Source organism: Microcosmobacter mediterraneus, from assembly GCF_031846265.1.
Taxonomy (GTDB): Bacteria; Bacteroidota; Bacteroidia; order Flavobacteriales; family Flavobacteriaceae; genus Microcosmobacter; species Microcosmobacter mediterraneus.
Genome location: NZ_JAVRIA010000010.1, coordinates 13,416 through 37,872 on the forward strand (window position 1 = coordinate 13,416; position 24,457 = coordinate 37,872).

The window sequence follows — 24,457 nt, forward strand, 5'->3', positions numbered from 1 at the left end:
TGCGTACTTATTTTATTATCCTTCTTTTTCGGATAACGTTTTTAAGATACCTGATAATTTTCCTCCACTAGATTTAAGTGCTGAGATAACATTCTTAGCAGGCGATTGAAGTAATCCAATAATCTCACCAATAAGTTCTTCTCTAGACTTAATATCTACTAAAGCATCTAATTGCTCATCACCAATGTAAATTGATTCCTCAATAAAAGCTCCTTTTAATAAAGGCTTTTCTGATTTCTTGCGGAATGCTTTAATTACTTTAGCTGGAGCATTACCAGTTTCTGAATACATTACAGAGGTATTACCTTTTAAGGTAGCAGGAAGATCACCGAAATCTTTTTCAGAAGCTTCCATTGCTTTTTCTAATAATGTATTTTTTACTACAGATAATCTTACATCTGCTTTAAAACAAGCACGACGTAAGTTTGAAGTGTTTACTGCATCTAATCCAGAAATATCTGTTAAATAGATATTCGTATTATCTGCTAATTGAGCAGTTAACTCTTCAATTACTAGTGATTTTTCTTCTCTTGTCATAATTATAAGGGTTTAACTACTATTTAACTTACTTTTGGGTCTATAGCAATACTTGGACTCATCGTACTAGACATGAAAACACTTTTCATGTAGGTACCTTTTGCTGCTGTTGGTTTAAGTTTCATAAGTGTAGATAATAATTCTTCTGCATTACCTACTAGTTTATCAGCGCTAAATGACGCTTTACCTATTGGTGCATGAATAATTCCTGTTTTATCAACTTTAAAGTCAATTTTACCTGCTTTTACTTCACTTACAGCTTTAGCAACATCCATAGTTACTGTTCCTGTTTTTGGATTTGGCATAAGACCTCTTGGTCCTAATACTCTACCTAATGGTCCTAATTTACCCATAACACTTGGCATTGTAACGATAACGTCAACGTCTGTCCAACCGTCTTTGATTTTTTGTAAGTATTCATCTAAACCTACATAATCAGCACCAGCTTCTTTAGCTTCAGCCTCCTTGTCTGGAGTTACCAATGCTAAAACCTTCATATCTTTACCTGTTCCGTGAGGAAGAGATACTACGCCACGAACCATCTGATTAGCTTTACGAGGATCTACTCCAAGTCGTATTGCTAAATCTACAGAGGCATCAAATTTTGTGTATGTAATTTCTTTAAGTAAAGCTGAAGCTTCTTCTAAAGAGTAAAGTTTATTCTTATCAACTTTAGCTCTTGCTTCTTTTTGCTTTTTTGTTAATCTTGCCATTTCAAAAAATTTAGTTTGGAGCTTCACCTCCTTTAACAGTGATACCCATAGACCTTGCTGTTCCTGCAACCATTTTCATAGCTGACCCAATAGTAAATGCATTTAAATCTACCATTTTGTCTTCAGCAATTGTCTTCACTTGATCCCAAGTTACTTTTGCAACTTTTTTACGGTTCGGTTCACCGGATCCTTTTTTTACTTTGGCCGCTTCTAATAATTGTACTGCTGCTGGAGGAGTTTTGATTACAAATTCAAATGATTTGTCTTTGTAAACAGAGATAACAACTGGTAATACTTTACCAGGTTTATCCTGAGTTCTAGCATTAAACTGCTTACAGAACTCCATAATATTAACTCCAGCGGCACCTAAAGCGGGTCCAACCGGTGGCGATGGATTCGCTGCACCTCCCCGAACTTGTAACTTAACTACTTTGTCTAGTTCTTTTGCCATTTTTAAAAATTTAGTTGGTAATGTTTTTATTGGAAGCAAAAACAATTACCCATCTATTGTAACAATTATTATACTTTTTCTACTTGCATATAACTTAACTCTAATGGTGTTTTTCTTCCGAAAATTTTAACCATTACTTCAAGTTTACGCTTTTCTTCATTTATTTTTTCGATAGTCCCGTCAAATCCGTTGAAAGGTCCATCTATAACTTTAACAGTTTCTCCGATGGTAAACGGTATAGCAACATTAGCATCTGCTTCTAAAGCCAATTCGTCTACTTTTCCAAGCATTCTGTTAACTTCAGATTGTCTTAATGGTACTGGATCTCCGCCTTTAGTTTCTCCTAAAAAACCAATTACATTAGTAATGGATTTAATAATATGAGGTACTTCTCCGCTTAAGTTGGCCTGTATCATAATATAGCCTGGAAAATAAACACGTTCTTTATTTACCTTCTTTCCATTTCTTATTTGGATAACTTTTTCTGTAGGCACTAATACCTGATCAACAAAATCTTGTAAACCTAATCGAGTAATTTCATTCTCTATGTAAGTTTTGATTTTATTTTCTTGACCACTTACAGCTCTTACAACATACCATTTCTTATTTCCGCTTCCTCCAGACATTTCTTGTGCTTATATTAAGTTAAAAAATGCTTTTATCACCCTACTAAACACTGAGTCTACTCCCCAAATAGCTAATGAAAATATAATTGAAAATACTGCAACAATTACTGTTAATCGCTGTGCTTCTGCCCAACTTGGCCAAGTCACATGATTCTTTAATTCGTCAAATGATTCTTTAATATAATTTACCATCTTTAGCTATATTTTAAACACTGTTAGTGTTATTTTATTAGGTTCCTAACCTAGTATTATTAATTTAGCACGGGTTGAGAGGCTCGAACTCCCGACAACTGGTTTTGGAGACCAGTGCTCTACCAACTGAGCTAAACCCGTAATACAAGTCAAGGTATTCCGATTTGGAATACCTTAACTTTATGTGTTTATTAAACTAGTGTTTAGTCTAAAATCTCAGTTACCTGACCTGCTCCAACTGTTCTACCTCCTTCACGGATTGCGAAACGTAAACCTACGTTCATTGCAATTGGTTGAATTAATTCAACCGTAATAGTTAAGTTATCTCCAGGCATAACCATCTCAACTCCATCAGGTAAAGCAATATTACCTGTTACGTCTGTTGTACGTACATAGAATTGTGGACGATAGTTATTATGAAATGGTGTATGACGACCACCTTCTTCTTTTTTAAGGATGTAAACCTCAGCCTTAAATTTAGAGTGCGGTGTTACTGAACCAGGCTTAACAATTACCATACCTCTAGAGATATCTGATTTCTCTATACCTCTTAATAAGATACCTACGTTATCACCAGCTTCTCCTCTATCAAGAATTTTACGGAACATTTCAACTCCAGTAATTGTAGAAGATAATTTCTCAGCTCCCATACCAATAATATCTACAGCGTCTCCAGTATTTGCTACACCAGTTTCAATACGACCAGTTGCAACAGTACCACGACCAGTAATTGAGAATACGTCCTCGATAGGCATTAAGAAATCTTTTTCAACATCACGCTTTGGTAATTCAATCCAAGTATCGACAGCTTCCATTAATTCCATAACTGTATCAACCCATTTTTGCTCACCATTTAAAGCACCTAATGCAGAACCTGCTATCACAGGACCATTATCACCATCATACTCATAGAATGATAATAAATCTCTGATTTCCATTTCTACTAACTCAAGTAATTCTTCATCATCAACCATATCCACTTTATTCATGAATACAACGATTCTTGGAATACCTACCTGACGTCCTAATAATATGTGCTCACGTGTTTGTGGCATAGGACCATCTGTAGCAGCAACAACTAAAATAGCACCATCCATCTGAGCAGCACCAGTAACCATGTTCTTTACATAATCCGCGTGACCTGGACAGTCAACGTGCGCATAGTGACGGTTAGCTGTTTGATACTCTACGTGAGATGTATTAATTGTAATACCTCTTTCTTTTTCTTCTGGAGCGTTATCGATTTGATCGAAATCTCTCTTTTCAGATAAACCAGCATTTGCTAATACAGAAGTAATAGCAGCAGTTAAAGTCGTTTTACCGTGATCTACGTGTCCGATTGTACCTATGTTAAGGTGTGGTTTCGAACGATCAAAAGTTTCCTTTGCCATGTTTAATTATTTTAATCTTATTTAATATTAGTGTTCAAAAAATTATTCTATCGTTGAGCCAATGACGGGATTTGAACCCGTGACCTCTTCCTTACCAAGGAAACGCTCTACCCCTGAGCTACACCGGCTTTTGGGTTTGGATTCAAAAAATTCAACTCTATAATTTAGAGCAAAATATTTATCAATACTCAATCTTTTCTAGATATCTAGAATTTTGAGCGGGAGACCGGGTTCGAACCGGCGACATTCAGCTTGGAAGGCTGACGCTCTACCAACTGAGCTACTCCCGCAATTATTATTACTGTTTTAACAGTAATTTAAAAAATTCTGTGGGGAGAGCAGGATTCGAACCTGCGAAGGTGAAAACCAACAGATTTACAGTCTGTCCTCGTTGGCCGCTTGAGTATCTCCCCAAAATTGGTATAAATCACTATTTATAAGAACTTAAAGAGCCGATGGAGGGACTCGAACCCACGACCTGCTGATTACAAATCAGCTGCTCTAGCCAGCTGAGCTACATCGGCTTTTTGTTCACTTTTTTGCAATAAAAAAGTCCGCTATTTCTAACGGACTGCAAATGTAGCGTTTTATTTTTGTATTCAAAATATTTTTGAAAAAAAATTACTAGATATGAGATCTCAATTTTTGTTTGCGTTTTTTTAACTGTCTTTCTAATGATGATGCTGCCATATCAGCACCTTCTTCAAAAGATTTGCATTGTTTTTTAACAATAAAACTATCACCTGGAACACTAACCTTAGCTTCAACGATTTTATTTTCTTTTTCGCTAGTATTTTCAACTTTTAAATACACATCTGATTGTATGATTTTATCATAAAATAACTCTAGCTTATCCATTCTTCTCTGAATAAAGTCTATTAATTTACTATCTGCATTAAAATTGACCGATTGTGTGTTTACTTTCATACTTATCGTTTTTAGTTAGACAATTTATTTACTTCTTGGGTGAGCTTTAGCATATACTTTTTTTAATTCCGCAATACTATTATGTGTATATACTTGAGTTGATGCTAAACTAGTATGACCCAACAATTCTTTTACTGAGTTAAGATTTGCTCCTTCATTTAATAAATGAGTAGCAAATGAATGTCTTAAAATATGTGGACTACGTTTTTCTTTTGATGAAACATTAGTGAAATATTGATTAACTAACCTATATATTACATTGGCATATAATTTTAAACCTTTGTTTGTAAGAAATAAATATTGACCGTCAACAATACAAGGTAATTCATTTCTGTATTTTAAATACTTACTCATTGTTGATTCTATAGACTGTATTAATGGTACTACTCGCTCTTTGTTTCTTTTACCTAAAACTTTTAAAGTTTTACACTCTAACTCTAAATGATTAAGTTTTAATTCTATTAATTCTGCTCTTCGTATACCTGTTACATATAATAGCTCTATAATTAAGCGATCTCTATAACCTTGAAAATCATCTTTGAATTCTATAGTATTAAGAACTTGTTCTACTTCTTCTGCTGTAAAAGGAACTTGAATTCTCTTTGAAGTTTTTAATGCTTTATGGTTTGACAATGGGTTAGAGGCTATTGCTCCTACTTTTATTAAGAATTTATAATAGGTATTTAATGATGAGACTTTTCTGTTTATAGTTTTGTTTTCTAATTTCAATTCTGCTAAATGTATAATCCAACTTCTAATCTGGGCGTAATTGACATTTATAATTTGTTTTTGAGTAAACTCAGAAAAATTATACGCTTGAAAACTTTTAAGATCGGAAACATAAGCTCCTACAGTAAGTTCAGAATACTTTTTCTCTAGTAACAGATAATCTGAAAAAGATTTAAAAGGCATATTTCACTTTTGGTGGATATTAAAGATACCAAAATTATTTGTAATTATTAGTACTTAGAATAAAAAAAGTCCTGCAAAAGCAAGACTTATATTCTGATTATTTTATCGTCTCAATTCCTCTAAGCGTTTTGTAGTCTAAAGTTATAATAATTACGTAGCAGGTTTATAAGACTTTTTATCTATGACCATTTTAGAAAGTATTTCTTTAAGTATCTCTGATGTTCCACCTCCAATAGGTCCTAATCTACTATCTCTAAGTAAGCGTGCAAGTGGATATTCTTCCATATAACCATATCCACCTAAAAATTGAAGACAATTGTAAGCTATTTCATCTGCGATTTTTGTTGATTTCAACTTAGAAATAGTAGCTTCTTCAACTACATAAGCGCCTTTATTTAATTGATCTGCTACCATGTAATTGTAGTTTTTACACAATTGCATATCGGCATACATATCTACAAATCGATGTCTTAGTGCTTGATATGAATCTAATGATTTACCAAAAGTGGTACGCTCAGACATATATTGTTGAGTATATTCTAGAGCATATTCAGCTCTTGCATGTGCGTTAATTCCCATAATTAAACGCTCTAATGCAAAATGCTGCATTATATACGGAAAGCCTTTACCTTCTTCACCCATTAACTGATTTGCAGGAATTTTTACATTATCAAAAGCAATCTCTCCAGTATCTGAAGCTCGCCAACCTAACTTATCTAGCTTGGTAGCTGATACACCTTCCGTATTGCTATCTACTACAAAAATACTAATACCCTTATTACCTAACTCTAGATTAGTTTTTGCAGCAACAATCATATAATCACCATAAACACCATTAGTGATAAATGTTTTAGAACCGTTAAGAATATAATAATCACCATCTTTAACAGCTGTAGTTCTCATACCAGCAACATCACTTCCTCCAAAGGGTTCTGTTACACACAAGCATCCTATTTTTTCACCAGATATGCTTGGCGCTAAATAGCGTTCCTTAATATCATGATTTCCTTCTTTATTAAGATGAGTCATAGCAAGGTAAGCATGTGCCCAAATTGCTGCTGCAAATCCGCCCGAATTTATTTTTTGAAGTTCTTCTAATAAAATTACGGTATAGAACAAATCTAAATCAAGACCTCCATAAGCTTCAGGGTAGGCTAAACCAAAGTAGCCCATTTCTCCAAATTTTTCCCAAATAAAGCGCTCAATCGTTCCTGTTTTTTCCCACTTTTCTATATGAGGAACCACCTCTTTTTGTAAAAAATCTTTTAAACTTTCGCGAAATAACTCATGCTCTTCTGTGAAGTACATACCACTCATACAACATTGCTTTTTAGAGTTGCAAATATAACTTAATAATCTCTATTTTCTGGATTGGGAAATCCTTAACTTTTGTTAATTCATCTAAAGATTTGAATCCTTCTCTAAGTGTTCTCTGCTCAATGATATAATGTGCTATTTCATAATCTATATTTGGAATCCTAACCAGTTCTTCGGTTGTAGCTGTATTTAAGTTGATGATCGTAATTTTCTTAGGTGTCTTTACTATGAATGCGTTATTAATCCGCTCAATAACTTCTGGCGATAAACCATAAACCTCTTGAAGTTGAATATTAGACACAAAACCTCCTAACTTTTTTCTATAATTGATAATACGTTCTGAGAGTTTTTCACCAATACCATTAACTCGTTTTAACTGCTCTGATGTAGCAATATTAAGATCTATTTTTTGGCCATAAGTCTTTGGTAAATTATTAAAGGTGTTATTATATGAATTTTGGGGTTTAGGATTAGTTACCCATTCTGGGAATTTAAAATATATAGATATGCTATTAAGTAGTGAATCTGAAACTTTTGTGACTTGTTGAAACTGTTTTGCAGAATTTATCCATTGATCTTTAGCTCTAAAACTTAGAAGCCTATCGATTTCTATATTAGACATTCCTAAAGTATAACCTTTATAATCTGTAATAAAATTTGGATTAAAAGGATAAATTTTAGGCTTATTATTTTCAACAGCTACTTGCTTTAAAGAATCCACTTCGCTTTGATAAAGCTCTAATACTTTAACATCTTCATTAACCTTTGGTGAAGACTGATTAAGAACATAATATAAAATTTGTACCAGAATGATTAGTGTTACCAAAAGTAAAATCCCAATTCTTTGTTTATGACTAAACTTAGAATGGGATTTTAACTGATTCATCTTTAAGGTTTTAAAGATGAATATACAAAAATTATTTTATGCTTTCTCAGATTTTATCGCATCCATATATCTTTTTAATTCTGCTCTTACTTTTGGTGCTAATATGACTAGACCTATCATGTTAGGTACCATCATAGCAAAAATCATGGCATCAGAAAAACCAATGACGGAGCCTAAACTTGCAGCTGCACCAACAATTACAAATAAACAGAAAATTACTTTATATGTGTACTCAGCTTTTTTTGTTCTACCGAATAGATATGACCATCCTTGGAACCCATAATAAGACCATGAAATCATTGAACTAAATGCAAAAAGAACCACAGCAACAGTTAACACATATGGGAACCACGATATAGCAGACTCAAATGCACCAGATGTTAATAGAATAGCTTGTGCATCATTTAGACCTGCATTGGCAGCAGTCACATTTCCTGTAATAATTAAAACTAATGCTGTCATTGTACATACTAAAACGGTATCAATAAATGGTTCTAATAAAGCTACCATACCTTCACTCGCTGCATATTTAGTCTTTACTGCTGAATGTGCTATTGAAGCAGAACCTATACCAGCTTCATTAGAGAAAGCAGCTCGTCTAAATCCTTGAACTAAAACACCAACTGCACCACCTGCAACTCCTTCTGGACTAAACGCACCATTAAAGATTTGCGCAAAAGCATCACCAATCATATTATAATTTACAAATATTACAAACAATGAAGCTACAACATAAATTACAACCATAAATGGCACAATTTTATCTGTAACCTTGGCTATTTTTTTAATTCCACCTATGATGACTATACCAACTAAAATTGCCATTACAAGACCAAAAGCCCATCCGTAACCATGTAAGAAAGAATCTGAACCACCAGTAATATTTTCAACTAATTGGAATGCCTGATTAACCTGAAACATGTTTCCACCTCCAAAAGAACCACCAATTACAAAAATGGCAAATAATACTGCTAAAACTTTTCCAAGTCCAGCAAGGCCTTTTTCTTTTAAACCTTTAGTTAGGTAGTACATTGGTCCTCCATAAACAGTACCATCAGACTCAATATCTCTATACTTTACACCTAAGGTACATTCAACAAACTTTGATGCCATACCTAAAAACCCAGCTACAATCATCCAAAATGTTGCACCAGCTCCACCAATAGAGACTGCAATAGCGACACCAGCAATATTACCTAGTCCGACAGTAGCAGATAAAGCAGCTGTTAAGGCTTGAAAATGTGATACTTCACCATCATGACCTTCAACTTTTATAGTTTCAATTGCATCTCCACCTGGTGTTGCATCTCCAGCAACCGCAAGTTCTGGTTCAGATTTATCTAAATCATCATATTTTCCTCTAACAATATTAATAGAGGTAAAAAAGCCACTAAAATTTATGAGTTTAAAGTAAAATGTAAAATAAAGCGCTCCTATTATTAAAGGAAATAAAACCCAGAACACCTTAACACCTCCACCAAAATCTATTTGGTAAAAAATTGCACTTACGAACCATCCAGTAGCACTACCGAAAGCTTCATCTATTTTTTGGTCAATTCCAGCCTCTTGAGCTTCCTGGGCAAAATTTAATAAGGGTAATAAAAGTGTGAAAATTGAAAGAAGAGCTTTCTTCATTATATAAGGTATTAGTTAGTTATAAGTTTATTAGCTGACAAGATGCTAAAAATTATTGAGTTTTTAAAACCTTGAGCGTTAAAATGGGTGTTCTAGACTTGTATATTGTAGACTGAATTTAACTTCTGAATTTGTTCTGGTCTACCTAAAACAATGATTTTTGAATTTTCTACTAACGCTGTACTCGCCTCAGGATTTACAATATATTCTCCTTGGTTAGACTTGTAGCCAATTATTGTACAACCCGTTTTTTTTCGTAAGTCTAAATCTCTAATCGTTTTTACAGTCTCAATATTGTACAATTGTTCTACTGCAATTTCTTCGATATTTATGTTGCCTTCACCTATAATAGATAAATTATCTATAAATTCAATTAAATCTGGCACAACGACTAAAGATGCCATGTGATCGCCTCCTATTCTATCTGGAAGAATAACATTATTAGCTCCTGCTAGTTTTAATTTATTATAAGACGTCTCTTGTGATGCTCTGCTAATTATGCACATCTCTTTATTTATCTGTCTTGCTGAAAGAACCACAAACAGATTATCAGCATCATTTGGCAAAGCAGATATTAATGTATTTGCTCTATCTACACCTGCTTTTAGTAATACCTCATCCTCGTTAGCATTACCAAAAACAAAAGGCATATTATCTTGTTGATATTTATCTATTACTGGCTTATTTCTTTCTATGATCACAAAAGGTTTCTTGTAAGCTAGTAGTTTTTGTGCAGCTTGCTTTCCGTTTCTGCCATAACCACAAATAATAATATGATTAGACATAGCATCAATTTTCTTTTGCATTTTCTTTTGTTTTAATTCTTCAATATTATTTTTACTTAGAATATATTCAGTAATCACAGATATAGCAAAAGCAACGATTATTACACTTGCCAAAATTAAAAATACGGTAAATATTTTTGCAGTATCATCTAATGGATGAACTTCTCCAAAACCAACAGTAGTAATAGTAATTACTGTCATGTATAAAGCATCTACCCAAGAATAACCAGACATAAACCTAAAACCTAAAATACCAATTACCATCACAGTAAGTAATAACAATATTGCTGTGTAAAATTTAGATCTAAATAAACGTATTAGAGGATTATTCATAGATTATAAATCGAAAACTGAACTTCTTTTGGTATACACTAAATCTTTAATTCTAATCCAAAATGCAAAAAACAAATATAAAGCAAACCCAAACCCAACGGTTACAAAAGTAAGGTACATAAAAGACGTTCTTACCACTTTGGCTCTTATACCAATTCTATCTGCAATACGTTGGCAAACATAATAGCCACGCTTCTGAAAATAGAGTAATAATTTGTAAAATAGATTCATTATTGCAAGTTAATTATTTTTTGATGCTAGGCTTACAAAATCATCCATTAATCAGAGAATTACCAATAGCACATTTTAAACAATTATGTTTGTTACAATACTGTGTTTTTAATTGAAGTAAACTTTGAGATTCTAGTGCTGATTTACCCAAAGGTTTTATATGATTAAATCGTTTTACTATACTATTTTGCTCCAACGGAAGTTGTTTTATTAAATTAATAATGTCATCTTCAATTGATTTGCCTTGAGATTTAGAATAACAAAACTTTAAAGGAATGATTGTATTAACAATTAGTAAATTGATAAAAGATCTAGATAATATCTTTTGAGATGCTTTTGACGTTTTACCAAAACTATAATGAGTATTCCAGTAATGTAATGCCGAAACATTAAACACTTTGTAAAAATCATCTTTAGTGTTTAGGTTTATAATGTTTGAAAACAAATTGTCTTTCGTTGCATACAAAGATGCTAATTGAGATAAACGAATCGTTGGGAAATTTGAAGGTCTTAATCTAAAAAATTTAAGAGGTAAAACACCTGCATTATCTAACTTAAATTTAGATACTAAAAATGAATATTGCTCTTCAAGCTTACTATGATAATCATCCTGATGCTCTTTGATTAACAAACCCGTTTGCCCAAAGAACAAAGCTTCGATATCTTCAGGGTTACTTTTAAGTTTTCTTAAAACCTTAAAATCAAACGATTGTGCTAAAGACAAAAATGATTCGCCATTAACTTTTAAACCAAAGTTTTTTGCTAGCATCTTAAAAAGTACTGCTTCCCAATCATTATTAGAGGATGCTAATAGTTCTTGTATTAGAAGAGATTTTTCTTCTAAACGTTCAACGTATAAACGCTCTAACCAATTAGACACTGTGAAATCTGAAACTGAAGCAAAGTCATTTTCACAATTTATCCATGTTTTAGATGCATTAAAAAGGCGTTTGTAGTTAAGAAGCATACCTGTGTCAATCACATCTTTTAGTTGCAGTGTTGGGATTACAGAATTATCTTCTCTATAAATATCAGTATCATGCTCCCAAACCACATGCAATATTACATTATCGTATGCACTATCCGTTTCGTGCTTATGCACATACCAATCACTAGATTTAATATGTATTTCTACATTACCAGCCCAAAGTTGATTATCAATTCTTAGTTGAGCATTAAAAAAATCTGGACCAGAATTTAGATTGTGCGTACCAACAGAAATGATACTAATTGCCTCGTCTAGTGAAGTACTTAAATTTGTTGGATTAATTTTTTTGTGTTTCCAGAGGTAATGAAGAAAATCTTCGCGCATATTACTAAAGTAGCGAATGACTCCTTAACTTCAAAAAATAATAATAGATTTAGAACTCTTTAACTTAACTTATCAATCTCATCTTGTATAGCTTCCCAATCAAGCATCCATTGTTCTAATTTATCTTTTTTGGCTTGATATTGATCAAAAAATTCTGGATCTGAAACCACTTCATCATAATTAGTAGCTAAGTCTACATCAATAGTTTTTATCTCTTTTTCAAGATCATTTATTTTAGATTCTAACTTACTTAACCTATTGTTTAAAGATTTTAGTTGCTTTTGGTCTTGGTACGATAATTTATTTGAGCTTTCTTTTTTTGTGGTTTCTACAACCGTTCGTTTTTCTACCTCTCTTAGGTTCTCAACATTACGCTGCTCTAAGTAATAATCGATATCACCAAGATATTCTCTCAACTTTTGGTCTTTAAATTCATAAACCTTATTGGTTAATCCTTGGAGAAAATCTCTATCATGCGATACTAAAATGAGTGTACCTTCAAACCGTTTTAAAGCTTCTTTTAGTACATTCTTGGATTTTATATCCAAATGGTTTGTAGGCTCATCCATAATAAGCACATTAAAAGGTTGCAATAATAATTTTGCAAGAGCAAGCCTATTTCGTTCGCCTCCGGAAAGCACCTTTACATATTTTTCTACCTCATCGCCTCTAAATAAAAATGCGCCTAAAATATCACGAACCTTAGTTCGGTTTTTCTCGTTGGCTGCATCTATCATAGTATCTAAAACCGTTTTATTTCCATCTAAATACTCAGCTTGATTTTGTGCGAAATAGCCTATCTGAACATTATGACCAAGCTTTAAATCTCCATTATAATCTATTTCACCAACAATAATTTTTGCTAAGGTAGATTTACCTTGACCATTCTGTCCAACAAACGCCGTTTTAGAATCGCGTTCAATTAACAAATCTACTGAACTGAGCACTTGTAAATCATCATAATTTTTAGAGACTCCAACAGCCTCAACAACAACTTTTCCTGGCGTAATAGATATTGGAAAGTTCAAAGTCATTACACTATGATCCTCGTCATCGACTTCAATTCTATCTATACGGTCTAGTTTCTTTATTAAAGATTGTGCCATTGTTGCTTTAGATGCCTTAGCTCTAAATTTTTCGATAAGACGTTCGGTTTGCTGTATTTGTTTTTCCTGATTTTTTTGCGCAGCTAATTGCTGTTCCTTAATTTCTGAACGTAACACTAAATACTGAGAGTACGGTTTTTTATAATCGTAAATTCTACCTAAAGTTATCTCAATAGTTCTATTAGTAACATTATCTAAAAACATCTTATCATGAGAAACAATTACTACAGCACCTGCATAATTTTTTAGAAACTGCTCTAACCAAATAATAGATTCAATATCTAAGTGGTTTGTTGGCTCATCTAATAACAATAAATCGTTATTTTGAAGTAAGAGTTTTGCTAACTCAATACGCATTCGCCAACCACCAGAAAACGTGTCAGTTAACTTATTAAAATCGTCGCGTTTAAAACCTAAACCTTGAAGGACTTTCTCTGTATCGCCTTGGTAATTATAACCTCCTATGATTTCGTATTGGTGCTGAATGTCATTTAAATCTATCATTAATTGATTGTAAGACTCACTTTCGTAATCTGTTCGCTGAGCTAAATCTGTATTAATCTGCTCCATCTTAGTTTCTAACTGACGAATCTCTGTAAATGCCTCATAAGCTTCATCTAAAACAGTACGACCATAAACAAAATCAATGTCTTGTTTTAAAAAGCCAATCCTAACTTCTTTATCTGCAGCGATCTGTCCAGAATCCGATTCTAATTCTTTTGCTAAGATTTTAAGCATCGTAGATTTACCTGCACCATTCTTACCAATAAGTCCAACACGATCTCCGAGACCTAACTTAAATGTAATCTCTTCAAATAAATATTCGCCTTGAAAAGAAATAGAAAGATTATGAATGTTTAGCATAGTTTTTTTTAATATTACAATTGTAATTAACGTTAGTTTAGTTACATCACAATTTCACAATACATTTATCTTTGTACTGTTTTAAAAACGCAAAAGTAATAGTTTTAGATTATGATTAGGAAAGGAATGAAACTTTATAGTATTCTTTTTGGTGCTTGCCCAAAATGTCACCAAGAATCTATGTATACTGTTAAAAATCCTTACGTTATTTCTGATACTTTAAAAATTAATGATCATTGTTCTCATTGCCATACTAAATACAGACTAGAACCTTCATTTTTCTATGGTTCTATGTATGTGAGTTATGGCGTTGGTATTGCTTTTGCTGTAGCTGCTTTTGTGGTAAGTTATCTATTGTTAGGAGCAAGCATACATATTGCTTTTATGTCAATAATAGGAACATTGGTAGTCTTTATGCCAGTTATTATGCGATTATCTCGTAATATCTGGATAAACCTATTTATGAGCTACGACAAGGCTTTAGTAGAAAAAACTAAGGATTAAAACGATTACAGTTTATTTCAGGATTTAATGGCTCATTATGCTCAATAAAAGCATACAATTGTTTTGATATATAGGGTGAAACCATAACACCTCTAGATCCTAAACCATTTAGTAGATAGATACTTTGATGCTGATGATGTCTTCCTATTAAAGGTCGCCTATCTTTTACAGTTGGTCTTACTCCAGCTTTATGATCTATAATTTCATATTCACATGTCATGAGCGTTTCTAATTTAGAAACCAATTCTTTTTTTCCTGCTACTGTAGGCTTATTTGTTTTATCATCTCTATTATACGTTGATCCAACTCTATACGTATCATTTCCTTCAGGAATAATAAATACTGAAGACTTTATTGCATAGTCTAATTGTAATTTAGGTGCTTTAATTGTAAGCACTTCACCTTTTGTACCATAAAGTGGTAAGTGATTAAAAAACGGATTGTTTCGTATACCAAATCCTTCTGCAAAAACAATATGTTTAGATGTATAATCTTTGTAGATAACGCTTGTCTCTTCTGAAACAAGTACACTATAATCAAACGTTTCTTCAATTAATACATTAATTGATTTTAAGTATTTTTTATAATGATAAATTAAGCGCGATGTCTCTATTCTACCAGTAGACTTTACTGTTCCAAAACCAAAGTTAGCTTCAATATTTGGGTTCGTGTTTTTTTTGATATCCAAAGATAAATATGGCTCTAAACCAGGTTTATCAGTTGCTTGAAACCATAAGTTTTGCTCTTCTACAGATGAAAACTTTCTAAGGATTGGAAACTTATAATCTAATTTTACATCTAATAATTTTTCTAGCCTTGTGTAATAGAAATCTAGGAGTGCTAACTGTTCTTTAGACTTCCATACTTTAGTAAAACGTTTTAAAATTACAGGATTATATAATCCTGCTGCAACCAATGAGGATTGTTGTGAGTTATTATCAAAAACACAAAAGGTTTTACCTAGTGCTCTTAATTCTTCACAAAAAGCAATACCTGCTAAGCCACATCCAACAATAATATAATCTACATGTTTCATTAAAGACAAAAGTAGTAAATGGATTTTGTAACAAGAGTTGAAACTATTGATTTAATATTTTTGTTATAATGTATACCTAAGCTCAAAATAAAAAAAGCTCGTAATAATTACGAGCTTTTTTTTATAGTGTTTAAGTGAAATTAATATTCCCACATATCTTGTTCAAAGTTTCTGATTTTTTCTTTAATTCTATCAGATTCTAATAGTTGCATTAAGGCATTATCAGAGATGTATTCTTTTACTTCTCTATCACCATACACATTTTCTTCTCGGTACATATAACCATTGAAACGACGCGAATTTAATAAGTGATCAAACGACAGTGGCACAGCGCTGTTCTTGTTATTAAATGCTTTAGCTTCATGTAATAAATCTCTAATTTCTGGATAGAATACCCAAAATAAACCAATTGGTTCTTTATTAGCTTCATCATCAGAGTCAATAAAGTTAACATCTGGTGCTGCTGGAGCTATAGCGATGATACGATACTTTAACTCAGACTGACGCTTATCAAAATACCATAAGCCTTTAATAAGGTATGCACTAATATCTTCTGCTACAATTTCTCTTCTAATAACGTATTCATCTGGCACTAGAGATACATCAGACACACCTTCGGCATTCATCCATTCTACACCTGCATCTGTAACCTCTTCTTTTTTAAGAGAAGGCTCTAAATCTTTTAAAGTTCTTTCAGAAGAAAAATAAGAATCAGAATATACTGTTGGTATCATTCCGCTCTTAACGTTACTCATTAAATGATAGAATAAAGATCGTCTATTTCCTGTTAAGGTATCTACAGGAAAGTACAATGGAAAGTTCACGCGCTCATCTAGCACCACTTTTTCCCATGTCATTTTAGAAAATAAGATATCTCTATCATCTACATAACCATACTCTAATGGTTCATTATTATCTAGAGCTAACTGAGCTTCGGTTTTTAAACCAATTTCCTCAGGAATTCTAGCATTAAGAATATTAGCTTGTGCATTAATTTCTAAGAAACTAATGGCTAATATGGTTAGTAAAGACATTTTAAACTTCATAATTTATTTGTTTTGGGACTTTGATACGTCGTTATAAATAACGACGTATCGTCATCTTAAATTGTATTAGTTGGTAATTTCTACAAATACAGGAGAAACTCCTTTAAGTCTATATGAATTACCTGGTATACTTGCTTTGATATCAAAAATCTGAACACCATCTCCACGTCTTGCTCTCTGTATTGCAGATTTAGCTTGCGCATTCATTTTAGTACCTGTACACTGCACTGTTGGCTGACCAGGAACTTTTATTTTAAATGATGTTACTTGGATATTTAATTCAAAATCAAAATCTTCTAATTTAGCACCTACAGTACCAATCTCTAAATTACGCTTTGGTAATTTAACCGCACCATCTTGTCCAGAAATTGTACCTGTTGGTTTAGGAATATCCTTAATTCTGAATTTTTTAGAATCTGTTACTCTATCACCATTATCTAATGTAGCAGTTACATTAATTGTAATTTCTCTACCAGATCCTGGTTTCATGTTGTATTTACCAACTCCACTACCTTTGGTTAAACCAGCTGCTGAAGCAGATACTTTATTATCTGGAACACCAGCAAAAGAAATAGTCATTGGGTTAGTAACACCACGATATACAACATTCATCTTATCAGCAGAAATTGTGGCTGAGTTTGGTCTTGGTACTACAACGTAATTTGCAGCAATAGGAATTGGTAATTCCTTTCCATTTTCTATAAATGTAAACTCTCCATTAATTTCGTGTTCACCTACATTACCTACATTAAAGTCTAAAGTCGCAGCACCCGTTGAATCAATAGCTTGAGCTAAATCAATCTCTTGTCCTTGAACAACTAATTTGGTTGGTGGTACGTTAGCATATTTTCCAATAACAACACGTCCTTGGAATTTTTCACCTGCAAAGAATGCAGACTTATCAGCTAAAACAATAGCCTTATAATTATTTAATGTTGTAGCTTCAGTAACAACCTTACCTAAGAATAAGTTAAGCATATTAGCCTGAGATACTCTTACATCATTTTGCATTGCTGTTAATTTTGTATAAGATGCAATAGCTGGGAATCCTTGAAAATGATAGTTTAACCAATCTATTTCTTTCCCATCTTTATTCTCTACTTTTTCAGTACTAAAGGTTTTAGCAAAGTCTTCAGCAGTACCTCTGTAAGATTCATCTTTAGAAAGTACTTCTAATATTGAAGATTTGTAGGTATCTATCTGAGCCATAACTTCTTTACCTTTCTTAGTTAAACCATCACCTGTAAACCACATCTCGTCAATGATATCAGTTTTATCCATTTTTTCAAATGGTAGTTTACCTGTTTCAGCTTCTACAGCATAATTACCTTCTCTAAGTAAATCTTGTTTTAGAGTTTCAATATACTTATAAAGCTTATCAGAAGCTATTTCTGTTTGTTGTGCTCTTGCTGCTGGTACAGAAAATTCTTTAGGTTTTTCACTACTCTTTTCTTTTAAGTCAGCTAGTAACAATTCATTTCTATCAGCTGTAGACACATTGGCATCAGCAAATTTTGCTTCCATCAATCCAAATGCCGATAGTACTTCTTTTGACATATTCATAGCCATCATTGCGATGAATACCAAATACATCAAGTTAATCATTTTCTGCCTTGCAGATACTTTTCCTCCTGCCATGTTTAATTAGGTTTTAAGATTAATTATTAATTAAATGGTAAAACCAATTAGTTTTTGTTCATAGCAGATAGCATTCCTCCATACACACCATTTAAAGATGATAAGTTAGATGCTAATGATTGCATTTGCTCTTTTAACTTAGAAGCATTCTCAACAGCTTCTTCGTTAATAGCTGCTTGTCTGTTAGCAGCTTCCATTTGTACTTTATATAAGCTATTTAAAGATTCCATTTGAGCCGCAGCCAATGATAATTCTTCGCCATATTTCTTTTGTGCTGTGATAGAATCTACAGTAGGTGAGATTCCTTTTGCAGCTCCTTCAAAGTTTTTAATACTTTCTCCAAGGCTAGACATTAATTCGCCATCAATTTTAGCCTCTTTAAGCATAGCATCTAATTTTTTAGATAAGATTCCTTCAGCATCTTTAGGCTCATCCTTTTTCTTTTTAGACATAGACTGTCCTCCTGCTAGTTCTGGGTATACTAAAGACCAATCTAAGTCTCCAGCTTGTTTTTCAAAAGCCGAATATGTAAATACTAAGGCTTCAACGATCATACCTATAGTTAGGATTTCTGAACCGTAAGGCCAGTGCTGAATTTTAAATAATGCACCAACAATTACAATTGCTGCTCCTAATCCGTAGATCATGTTCGTTAACGTAAGTTTACCTTTCTGTGCCATAATAATTTTGTTTTTTTAGTTTTAAGTTAATAATGTTAAAGCGTTGGTTATGTTTTGTTGTGTTAAATTATCTGCGTATTAGTTACCAATTGCATTTAAGGTAACTTCAGTTCCCATATAATCTTGAACTGTTCTAAAACCAATGTAGCTTCTTGCAGAATCTGCGTACTCATAGTCTCTAGAACTTACTTGTAAGAAATAAGCAACATCTTTCCAAGAGCCTCCTCTAACTACTTTGCGTTGGTTATCTGCATCATTTACATTAGGATTTATGGTAGATGCATACTCGTAAGATGCTGGATCATATGATCCATGTACCCATTCGGATACGTTACCTGCCATGTTATATAGGTTAAAATCGTTAGGTTCGTAGGATTTGGCTTCTACAGTATATAATGCTTGGTCTGCCGCATAATCTCCACGAAGTGGTTTAAAGTTTGCCATAAAGCATCCTCTATCGTTATGGGCATAAGGTCCACCCCAAGGATAGGTTGCACCTTGTAATCCACCTCTTGCTGCGTATTCCCATTCCGCTTCAGAAGGTAGTCTAAATTTATTTACAGGTTGTTTACCTTTTGTTTTTTGATAACTATTCTTTTTTAGAGTTCTCCACTGACAGAACGCATTAGCTTGTTTCCAAGACACACCTACTACAGGATAATCACCATAAGCATCATGCCAAAAGTAGTCATTGTGCATTGGCTCATTGTATGAATAGGCAAAATCACGTATCCAAGCTGTTGTGTCTGGATAGATCTCTACTTCTTCTTGGTTGATGACATCAGAGCGCTTTAAACTTCTATCTTTAGCAGCTCTTTGAATATCCATAGTTGTGTATTGGAATTTAAATTGTGTAACATCCCAAGTTCGTTGTCCATTATAAGATTCTTCTAAAGGAATATACATACCATCCATAACCTCAGCATATAATTCATCTGGATAATCTGCTGTATCAAAATATAATTCTGGGTCGTTATTAATTTTACGCTGATCATCACCATAAGTGTTAATCATATAACTTTCGTAAGGTGTCATATTAGCTGGATCACCTGCATCTTTGTAGGCAAATTCTCCAATGTCTCCATTACCTGGAGTTTTACCTTCTAAATCAGCCATTTCAGCCAATTTTAATCGTAGTATAGAGTCTCTAACCCAATATACAAATTCTCTATACTCAGAGTTTGTAATTTCGGTTTCATCCATATAAAAGGCTCTTACTGTTGCTGTCTTTGTAGGTGCATCTTGCACTCCAGCTTTATCATCATCAGATTTACCCATAATGAAAGCTCCACCAGGAACAAGTGTCATCCCATAAGGCTTCTCTGGATGCCATTTTTTTCCTTTAACTCCTACCAATTCTCCTTTATCGCCAGAGTTACAACTGACCATAAGGACTACTGCCATAGTTAATAAAACAATCTTTTTAATATTCATGAAACTCGAGGTTAAATTAATCGTATTTGAATTTAAGGTCGTAAACATATTTATATATTTTTTAAAAAACAACTTTTTTACAGTTTTTTTTGCATTTCATCCTGAAATTTTTGCATTTTATCGATGAAATGATCGTTAAACTGTCCGAAAATTACGTTAAAAACTGTTTTTCTTATAGGCTTTATACCACCTATCTGGTATTGTTCCGTTAGTTGCATCTAGATAATCTGAGTGCATGCATGGTAATAACGTGTGCTTTTTTAATTTATTATTAACATTTGGCAAAAAAGGAATCTCTATCCACCAACGCCCTGTTTTAAGACTTTTGTAGAAAATTAAATCCTCATCATCTACCATAACATTGTATTTCTGAAACTGGGTTTCGTTTCTAAAATCATCATCCTGAACCCTACAATTAACACCTTCTATAAAATACCATATCATTTGCGCAATAAGCATCTCTGTAACATCATCATCTTTAGAATTTTTATACTCATAAATACCAAATGAAGATACTTTATTACTGATGCCAGCATAACGCGTTATTGCACAAACTTCTTTACCATCTAGACCATTAGGTGAATATGACTGTTTTAAACCAACTTCTGAAGCTTTAATCGCTTTTAAATCTACACCTACAATATTGGCATCTCGCATTACAGGTTCAACTACATTTATATTTTTTGACACATCACCTAATCTATAGGCTTCAAAAAATAACTTATCCATTAAATCAATTTCTTCCTGAGGATTAAAGAAGGTTTGATAACCTATAGTTGCATAATTAAAAAGATTAAAAGGCTGGTCTAAAATAATTTTACCTAAATAACTATTGTTCTTTATAGGTTGCTGAGAATCTCCGAGATCAAAATTAGTATCAACACTTACAATATTTACCATAGGCTGAATATTGTCATAGGCTCTGTAAATGGCATAAGTTAGATCATGACTTCCTCCTATAATAATAGGTATGATTTGTTTTTCTACTAAAACAGAGACTGCTGTTTTTAATGCGAAGTAAGTATCTTCAACAGAATCTCCTGGTAAAATATCACCTAAATCGGCAATTTGAGTAAACCAATTTCCAGGAAATAAACTGTAGAGGGCTTTTCTAATATCCTGAAAATCTAAAGAAGTACCTATGTAATTAATATCGTTTCTATTCTCACTTACACCAATAATGGCTATGTTGATACCATCTAAATCTGGAATACCATTCTGCTCACTATGAATTTTGAATTGTCTTCCTAGCGCTTGCCGATGCAAGAGTTCGCTATGGGCTAAAACGGCATCAGAAACTGGAGAGAGAAAATTAAAATTCATGAATTACTTTTTTTTGGTGGCAGCTTTTTTACGTGTTTTTTTCTTTGGTGCGTTCTTTTCAAGTAGCTCTTGTGCTTCAGACAAAGTCATTTCAGAAACATCAACTGTTTTTGCAAGCTCAACTTTTTGTTTTCCTTTGATAACGTTGTGTCTTCCCCATCTTGCTTTCTCTACTCTAATACCTTCTGCTTCCCAATGGTGAATGAGCTTATCTTTTTCTTTTTGGATTTTATCTTCAATAAGTTGAACGATATCTTCTTCAGATAAATTATCCCAATCGTATTTCTTATTAACATTAATAAACATATTGTTCCATTTTATAAATGGCCCAAAACGTCCTTTACCTTTAATAACATCTAAATCATTATACCTATATATAGGTGCATCTGCTTTTTGCTTTTCTTTGACTAGTTCAATGGCTAAATCTAGCTCAACACTTAAAGGATCAACTCCTGCAGGAAGCGAAATAAACTTTTTTCCAAATTTTACATAAGGCCCAAAACGTCCATTATTTACTTGTAATGTTTCACCTTCATACTCACCTAAATCTTTTGGCAACTGAAAAAGATCCATGGCGTCTTCAAAGGTAATAGTGTTGAGTTGCTGGTCTGGAGACAAACTTGCAAACATTGGTTTTTCTTCGTCTTCTACTGTACCTATTTGCACCATTGGTCCAAAGCGTCCTAAACGTACACTAACTTGTCTTCCAGTTTTGGGATCTGTACCTAAAATACGTTCACCAGATTCTCGTTGTGCATTTTCTTTTACATCTTCTACCTTAGGATGAAAGTCTTTGTAGAATTCTTTCATCATAGATTTCCAATCCTCTTTACCTTCAGCTATATCATCAAAATCCTCTTCAACCTTGGCTGTAAAATTATAATCTAATATAGTTTCAAAATGATTTACCAAAAAGTCAGTAACAATCATTCCTATATCTGTTGGCATTAATTTACCTTTGTCTGCACCAACTTTTTCAGTGAGTAATTTATCTGAAATTGAACCATTTTCAAAACGCAGTTGTTGATATTCTCTTTGCATACCTTCTCCACTACCTTTTTCTACATAATTTCTATTTTGAATAGTAGAAATCGTTGGCGCATATGTTGATGGTCTTCCTATACCTAATTCTTCTAATTGTTTAACCAAAGAAGCTTCAGTAAATCGTGCAGGTGGTCTTGTAAAACGTTGCGTGGCTGTAATAAATTTATTATTTAATTGCTCTCCTACAGATAGCGCAGGCAGCAAACCTTCTTGCTCTAAATCTTCATCATCTGTACCTTCAAGGTATACTTTTAAAAAGCCATCAAAAGTTATGATTTCTCCATTGGCTGTAAACTGCTCACTTACCGTATTAGAAGTGTTTATTTGAATTTTAAGATTTGTACGCTCTAATTGCGCATCACTCATTTGAGAAGCGATTGCTCGCTTCCAAATAAGATCATATAATCGTGCTTGGTCACGTTCCGCATTTACAGTATGATTTGCAAAATTAGTAGGTCTAATTGCTTCGTGAGCTTCTTGAGCACCTTTAGACTTCCCTTTATAATTTTTAGGATTACTATACTGAGAGCCATAAGCTTGTTCTATTTCTGCCTGAGCACCTTTTTTAGCTTCATCTGAAAGATTTACACTATCTGTTCTCATATATGTAATGAGTCCAGACTCATACAAACGTTGCGCATTACTCATAGTTCGGCTAACAGAAAAACCTAATTTGCGTGATGCTTCTTGTTGTAAAGTTGATGTTGTAAATGGTGCAGCAGGTGATTTTTTAGCTGGTTTTTTCTGTAAATCTGAAACCTGATAGCTCGCTTCAATATTGTTCTTTAAAAATTTAATAGCGTCTTCTTCAGTCCCAAAATTCTTAGGAAGCTTGGCTCTAAATGAGGAACCATTTTGAGTTGTAAACTCTGCATCAACTCTGTAGGAAGCCTCTGGCTTAAATCTTTCTATATCTCTTTCGCGTTCTACAATGAGTCTCACAGAAACGGATTGTACACGACCAGCAGATAAACCTCCTTTTACTTTTCGCCATAAAACTGGTGACAATTCATAGCCTACAATTCTGTCTAAAACGCGTCGTGCCTGTTGTGCATCTACCAAGTCATAATCTATACTCCTTGGGTTCTCAATAGCCTTTTTAATTGCAGTTTTGGTAATCTCATGAAAAACAATACGCTTAGTCTTTTCTTTATCTAAGTTTAATGCCTCTGCTAAATGCCAGGCAATAGCTTCTCCTTCTCTATCTTCATCACTAGCCAGCCATACCATTTCAGCTTTTTTAGCAAGATCCTTTAGTTTTTTAACAACCGCCTTTTTATCTTTAGAGACTTGATATTTAGGCATAAAATCTCCGTCTACATCAACACCTAACTCTTTAGAAGGTAAGTCTGCGATATGACCAAAACTAGACTCTACTTTAAAATCTTTACCTAGGAATTTTTCAATAGTCTTTGCTTTAGCTGGTGACTCAACAATCACAAGATTTTTCGCCATAATTTGGTTTTTTAAGGCTACAAATGTAATTGAATTTTTTAAAAAGAATATTGACCTTATAGTATCAATAAAAAAAATC

23 protein-coding genes and 5 tRNA genes are annotated in these 24,457 nt (G+C 33.1%); 1 reads left to right on the forward strand and 27 read right to left on the reverse strand.

What is annotated here, in order from left to right:
• Window positions 1–15: 15 nt before the first annotated feature.
• From rplJ to RM697_RS13070, 20 genes are all read right to left on the reverse strand, one after another.
• Window positions 16–537, reverse strand: coding sequence for a 50S ribosomal protein L10 (gene rplJ, locus RM697_RS12975; protein ID WP_311428334.1), 522 nt, complete (start codon window positions 535–537; stop codon window positions 16–18).
• 23 nt (window positions 538–560) lie between these two features.
• Window positions 561–1,250, reverse strand: a complete 690-nt coding sequence (rplA, locus tag RM697_RS12980; RefSeq protein WP_311428335.1) for a 50S ribosomal protein L1 — start codon at window positions 1,248–1,250, stop codon at window positions 561–563.
• 10 nt (window positions 1,251–1,260) lie between these two features.
• The gene (gene rplK / locus RM697_RS12985) at window positions 1,261–1,701 is read right to left on the reverse strand and encodes a 50S ribosomal protein L11 (RefSeq protein ID WP_311428336.1); all 441 of its coding nucleotides are present in this window, start codon (window positions 1,699–1,701) and stop codon (window positions 1,261–1,263) included.
• Window positions 1,702–1,769: 68 nt separating this feature from the next.
• A complete protein-coding gene (gene nusG / locus RM697_RS12990) occupies window positions 1,770–2,327 on the reverse strand; it encodes a transcription termination/antitermination protein NusG (RefSeq protein ID WP_311428337.1) in 558 nt (185 codons plus the stop codon).
• Window positions 2,328–2,336: 9 nt separating this feature from the next.
• Window positions 2,337–2,519 carry a preprotein translocase subunit SecE gene (secE, locus tag RM697_RS12995; protein ID WP_311428338.1) on the reverse strand — a complete coding sequence of 61 codons (183 nt, stop codon included), beginning with the start codon at window positions 2,517–2,519 and terminating at the stop codon, window positions 2,337–2,339.
• Between the two features lie 68 nt (window positions 2,520–2,587).
• A tRNA-Trp gene (locus tag RM697_RS13000) sits at window positions 2,588–2,660 on the reverse strand.
• A gap of 62 nt (window positions 2,661–2,722) precedes the next feature.
• The gene (gene tuf / locus RM697_RS13005) at window positions 2,723–3,910 is read right to left on the reverse strand and encodes an elongation factor Tu (protein WP_311428339.1); all 1,188 of its coding nucleotides are present in this window, start codon (window positions 3,908–3,910) and stop codon (window positions 2,723–2,725) included.
• Window positions 3,911–3,966: 56 nt separating this feature from the next.
• Window positions 3,967–4,038 (reverse strand) — tRNA-Thr (locus RM697_RS13010).
• Window positions 4,039–4,127: 89 nt separating this feature from the next.
• Window positions 4,128–4,200, reverse strand: a tRNA-Gly gene (locus RM697_RS13015).
• 40 nt (window positions 4,201–4,240) lie between these two features.
• Window positions 4,241–4,323, reverse strand: a tRNA-Tyr gene (locus tag RM697_RS13020).
• A 37-nt stretch (window positions 4,324–4,360) separates the two neighbouring features.
• A tRNA-Thr gene (locus RM697_RS13025) sits at window positions 4,361–4,434 on the reverse strand.
• Window positions 4,435–4,534: 100 nt separating this feature from the next.
• The gene (gene hpf, locus RM697_RS13030) at window positions 4,535–4,837 is read right to left on the reverse strand and encodes a ribosome hibernation-promoting factor, HPF/YfiA family (protein ID WP_311428340.1); all 303 of its coding nucleotides are present in this window, start codon (window positions 4,835–4,837) and stop codon (window positions 4,535–4,537) included.
• A 24-nt stretch (window positions 4,838–4,861) separates the two neighbouring features.
• On the reverse strand, window positions 4,862–5,749 hold the full coding sequence (locus RM697_RS13035) for a tyrosine-type recombinase/integrase (RefSeq protein ID WP_311428341.1): 888 nt from the start codon (window positions 5,747–5,749) through the stop codon (window positions 4,862–4,864).
• 150 nt (window positions 5,750–5,899) lie between these two features.
• Window positions 5,900–7,066: an acyl-CoA dehydrogenase family protein gene (locus tag RM697_RS13040; RefSeq protein WP_311428342.1), complete on the reverse strand. Its 1,167-nt coding sequence runs from the start codon at window positions 7,064–7,066 to the stop codon at window positions 5,900–5,902.
• 13 nt (window positions 7,067–7,079) lie between these two features.
• The gene (locus tag RM697_RS13045) at window positions 7,080–7,952 is read right to left on the reverse strand and encodes a ComEA family DNA-binding protein (RefSeq protein ID WP_311428343.1); all 873 of its coding nucleotides are present in this window, start codon (window positions 7,950–7,952) and stop codon (window positions 7,080–7,082) included.
• Window positions 7,953–7,988: 36 nt separating this feature from the next.
• Entirely contained in the window at window positions 7,989–9,587 is a 1,599-nt protein-coding gene (locus RM697_RS13050; protein WP_311428344.1) for an alanine/glycine:cation symporter family protein, read from the reverse strand.
• A gap of 92 nt (window positions 9,588–9,679) precedes the next feature.
• Window positions 9,680–10,705: a potassium channel family protein gene (locus tag RM697_RS13055; protein WP_311428345.1), complete on the reverse strand. Its 1,026-nt coding sequence runs from the start codon at window positions 10,703–10,705 to the stop codon at window positions 9,680–9,682.
• A gap of 3 nt (window positions 10,706–10,708) precedes the next feature.
• The gene (locus RM697_RS13060; RefSeq protein WP_311428346.1) at window positions 10,709–10,936 is read right to left on the reverse strand and encodes a PspC domain-containing protein; all 228 of its coding nucleotides are present in this window, start codon (window positions 10,934–10,936) and stop codon (window positions 10,709–10,711) included.
• A gap of 40 nt (window positions 10,937–10,976) precedes the next feature.
• Window positions 10,977–12,248 (reverse strand): DUF2851 family protein, encoded by a 1,272-nt coding sequence (locus RM697_RS13065; protein WP_311428347.1) that lies wholly within the window; start codon window positions 12,246–12,248, stop codon window positions 10,977–10,979.
• A gap of 59 nt (window positions 12,249–12,307) precedes the next feature.
• The gene (locus tag RM697_RS13070) at window positions 12,308–14,218 is read right to left on the reverse strand and encodes an ABC-F family ATP-binding cassette domain-containing protein (RefSeq protein WP_311428348.1); all 1,911 of its coding nucleotides are present in this window, start codon (window positions 14,216–14,218) and stop codon (window positions 12,308–12,310) included.
• A 111-nt stretch (window positions 14,219–14,329) separates the two neighbouring features.
• Here RM697_RS13070 and RM697_RS13075 point away from each other — a divergent pair, with 111 nt between their 5' ends.
• Window positions 14,330–14,722, forward strand: coding sequence for a DUF983 domain-containing protein (locus RM697_RS13075; RefSeq protein ID WP_311428349.1), 393 nt, complete (start codon window positions 14,330–14,332; stop codon window positions 14,720–14,722).
• Here the strand turns inward: RM697_RS13075 and RM697_RS13080 are convergent.
• The 7 genes from RM697_RS13080 to topA all read right to left on the reverse strand — a co-directional run bounded on the left by RM697_RS13080 (window position 14,712) and on the right by topA (window position 24,378).
• Window positions 14,712–15,758, reverse strand: coding sequence for an NAD(P)/FAD-dependent oxidoreductase (locus RM697_RS13080; RefSeq protein ID WP_311428350.1), 1,047 nt, complete (start codon window positions 15,756–15,758; stop codon window positions 14,712–14,714). The two genes, RM697_RS13075 and RM697_RS13080, sit on opposite strands and share 11 nt — an antisense overlap.
• Before the next feature lie 140 nt (window positions 15,759–15,898).
• Window positions 15,899–16,804 carry a type IX secretion system ring subunit PorN/GldN gene (gene porN, locus RM697_RS13085; protein WP_311428351.1) on the reverse strand — a complete coding sequence of 302 codons (906 nt, stop codon included), beginning with the start codon at window positions 16,802–16,804 and terminating at the stop codon, window positions 15,899–15,901.
• Window positions 16,805–16,870: 66 nt separating this feature from the next.
• The gene (gene porM, locus RM697_RS13090; protein WP_311428352.1) at window positions 16,871–18,442 is read right to left on the reverse strand and encodes a type IX secretion system motor protein PorM/GldM; all 1,572 of its coding nucleotides are present in this window, start codon (window positions 18,440–18,442) and stop codon (window positions 16,871–16,873) included.
• 47 nt (window positions 18,443–18,489) lie between these two features.
• Window positions 18,490–19,122 carry a type IX secretion system motor protein PorL/GldL gene (gene porL / locus RM697_RS13095; RefSeq protein WP_311428353.1) on the reverse strand — a complete coding sequence of 211 codons (633 nt, stop codon included), beginning with the start codon at window positions 19,120–19,122 and terminating at the stop codon, window positions 18,490–18,492.
• 78 nt (window positions 19,123–19,200) lie between these two features.
• Window positions 19,201–20,550: a T9SS ring complex lipoprotein PorK/GldK gene (gene porK, locus RM697_RS13100; protein WP_489753212.1), complete on the reverse strand. Its 1,350-nt coding sequence runs from the start codon at window positions 20,548–20,550 to the stop codon at window positions 19,201–19,203.
• 162 nt (window positions 20,551–20,712) lie between these two features.
• Window positions 20,713–21,879 carry a formimidoylglutamase gene (locus tag RM697_RS13105; protein WP_311428355.1) on the reverse strand — a complete coding sequence of 389 codons (1,167 nt, stop codon included), beginning with the start codon at window positions 21,877–21,879 and terminating at the stop codon, window positions 20,713–20,715.
• 3 nt (window positions 21,880–21,882) lie between these two features.
• Entirely contained in the window at window positions 21,883–24,378 is a 2,496-nt protein-coding gene (topA, locus tag RM697_RS13110; protein WP_311428356.1) for a type I DNA topoisomerase, read from the reverse strand.
• Between the last annotated feature and the right edge of the window lie 79 nt (window positions 24,379–24,457).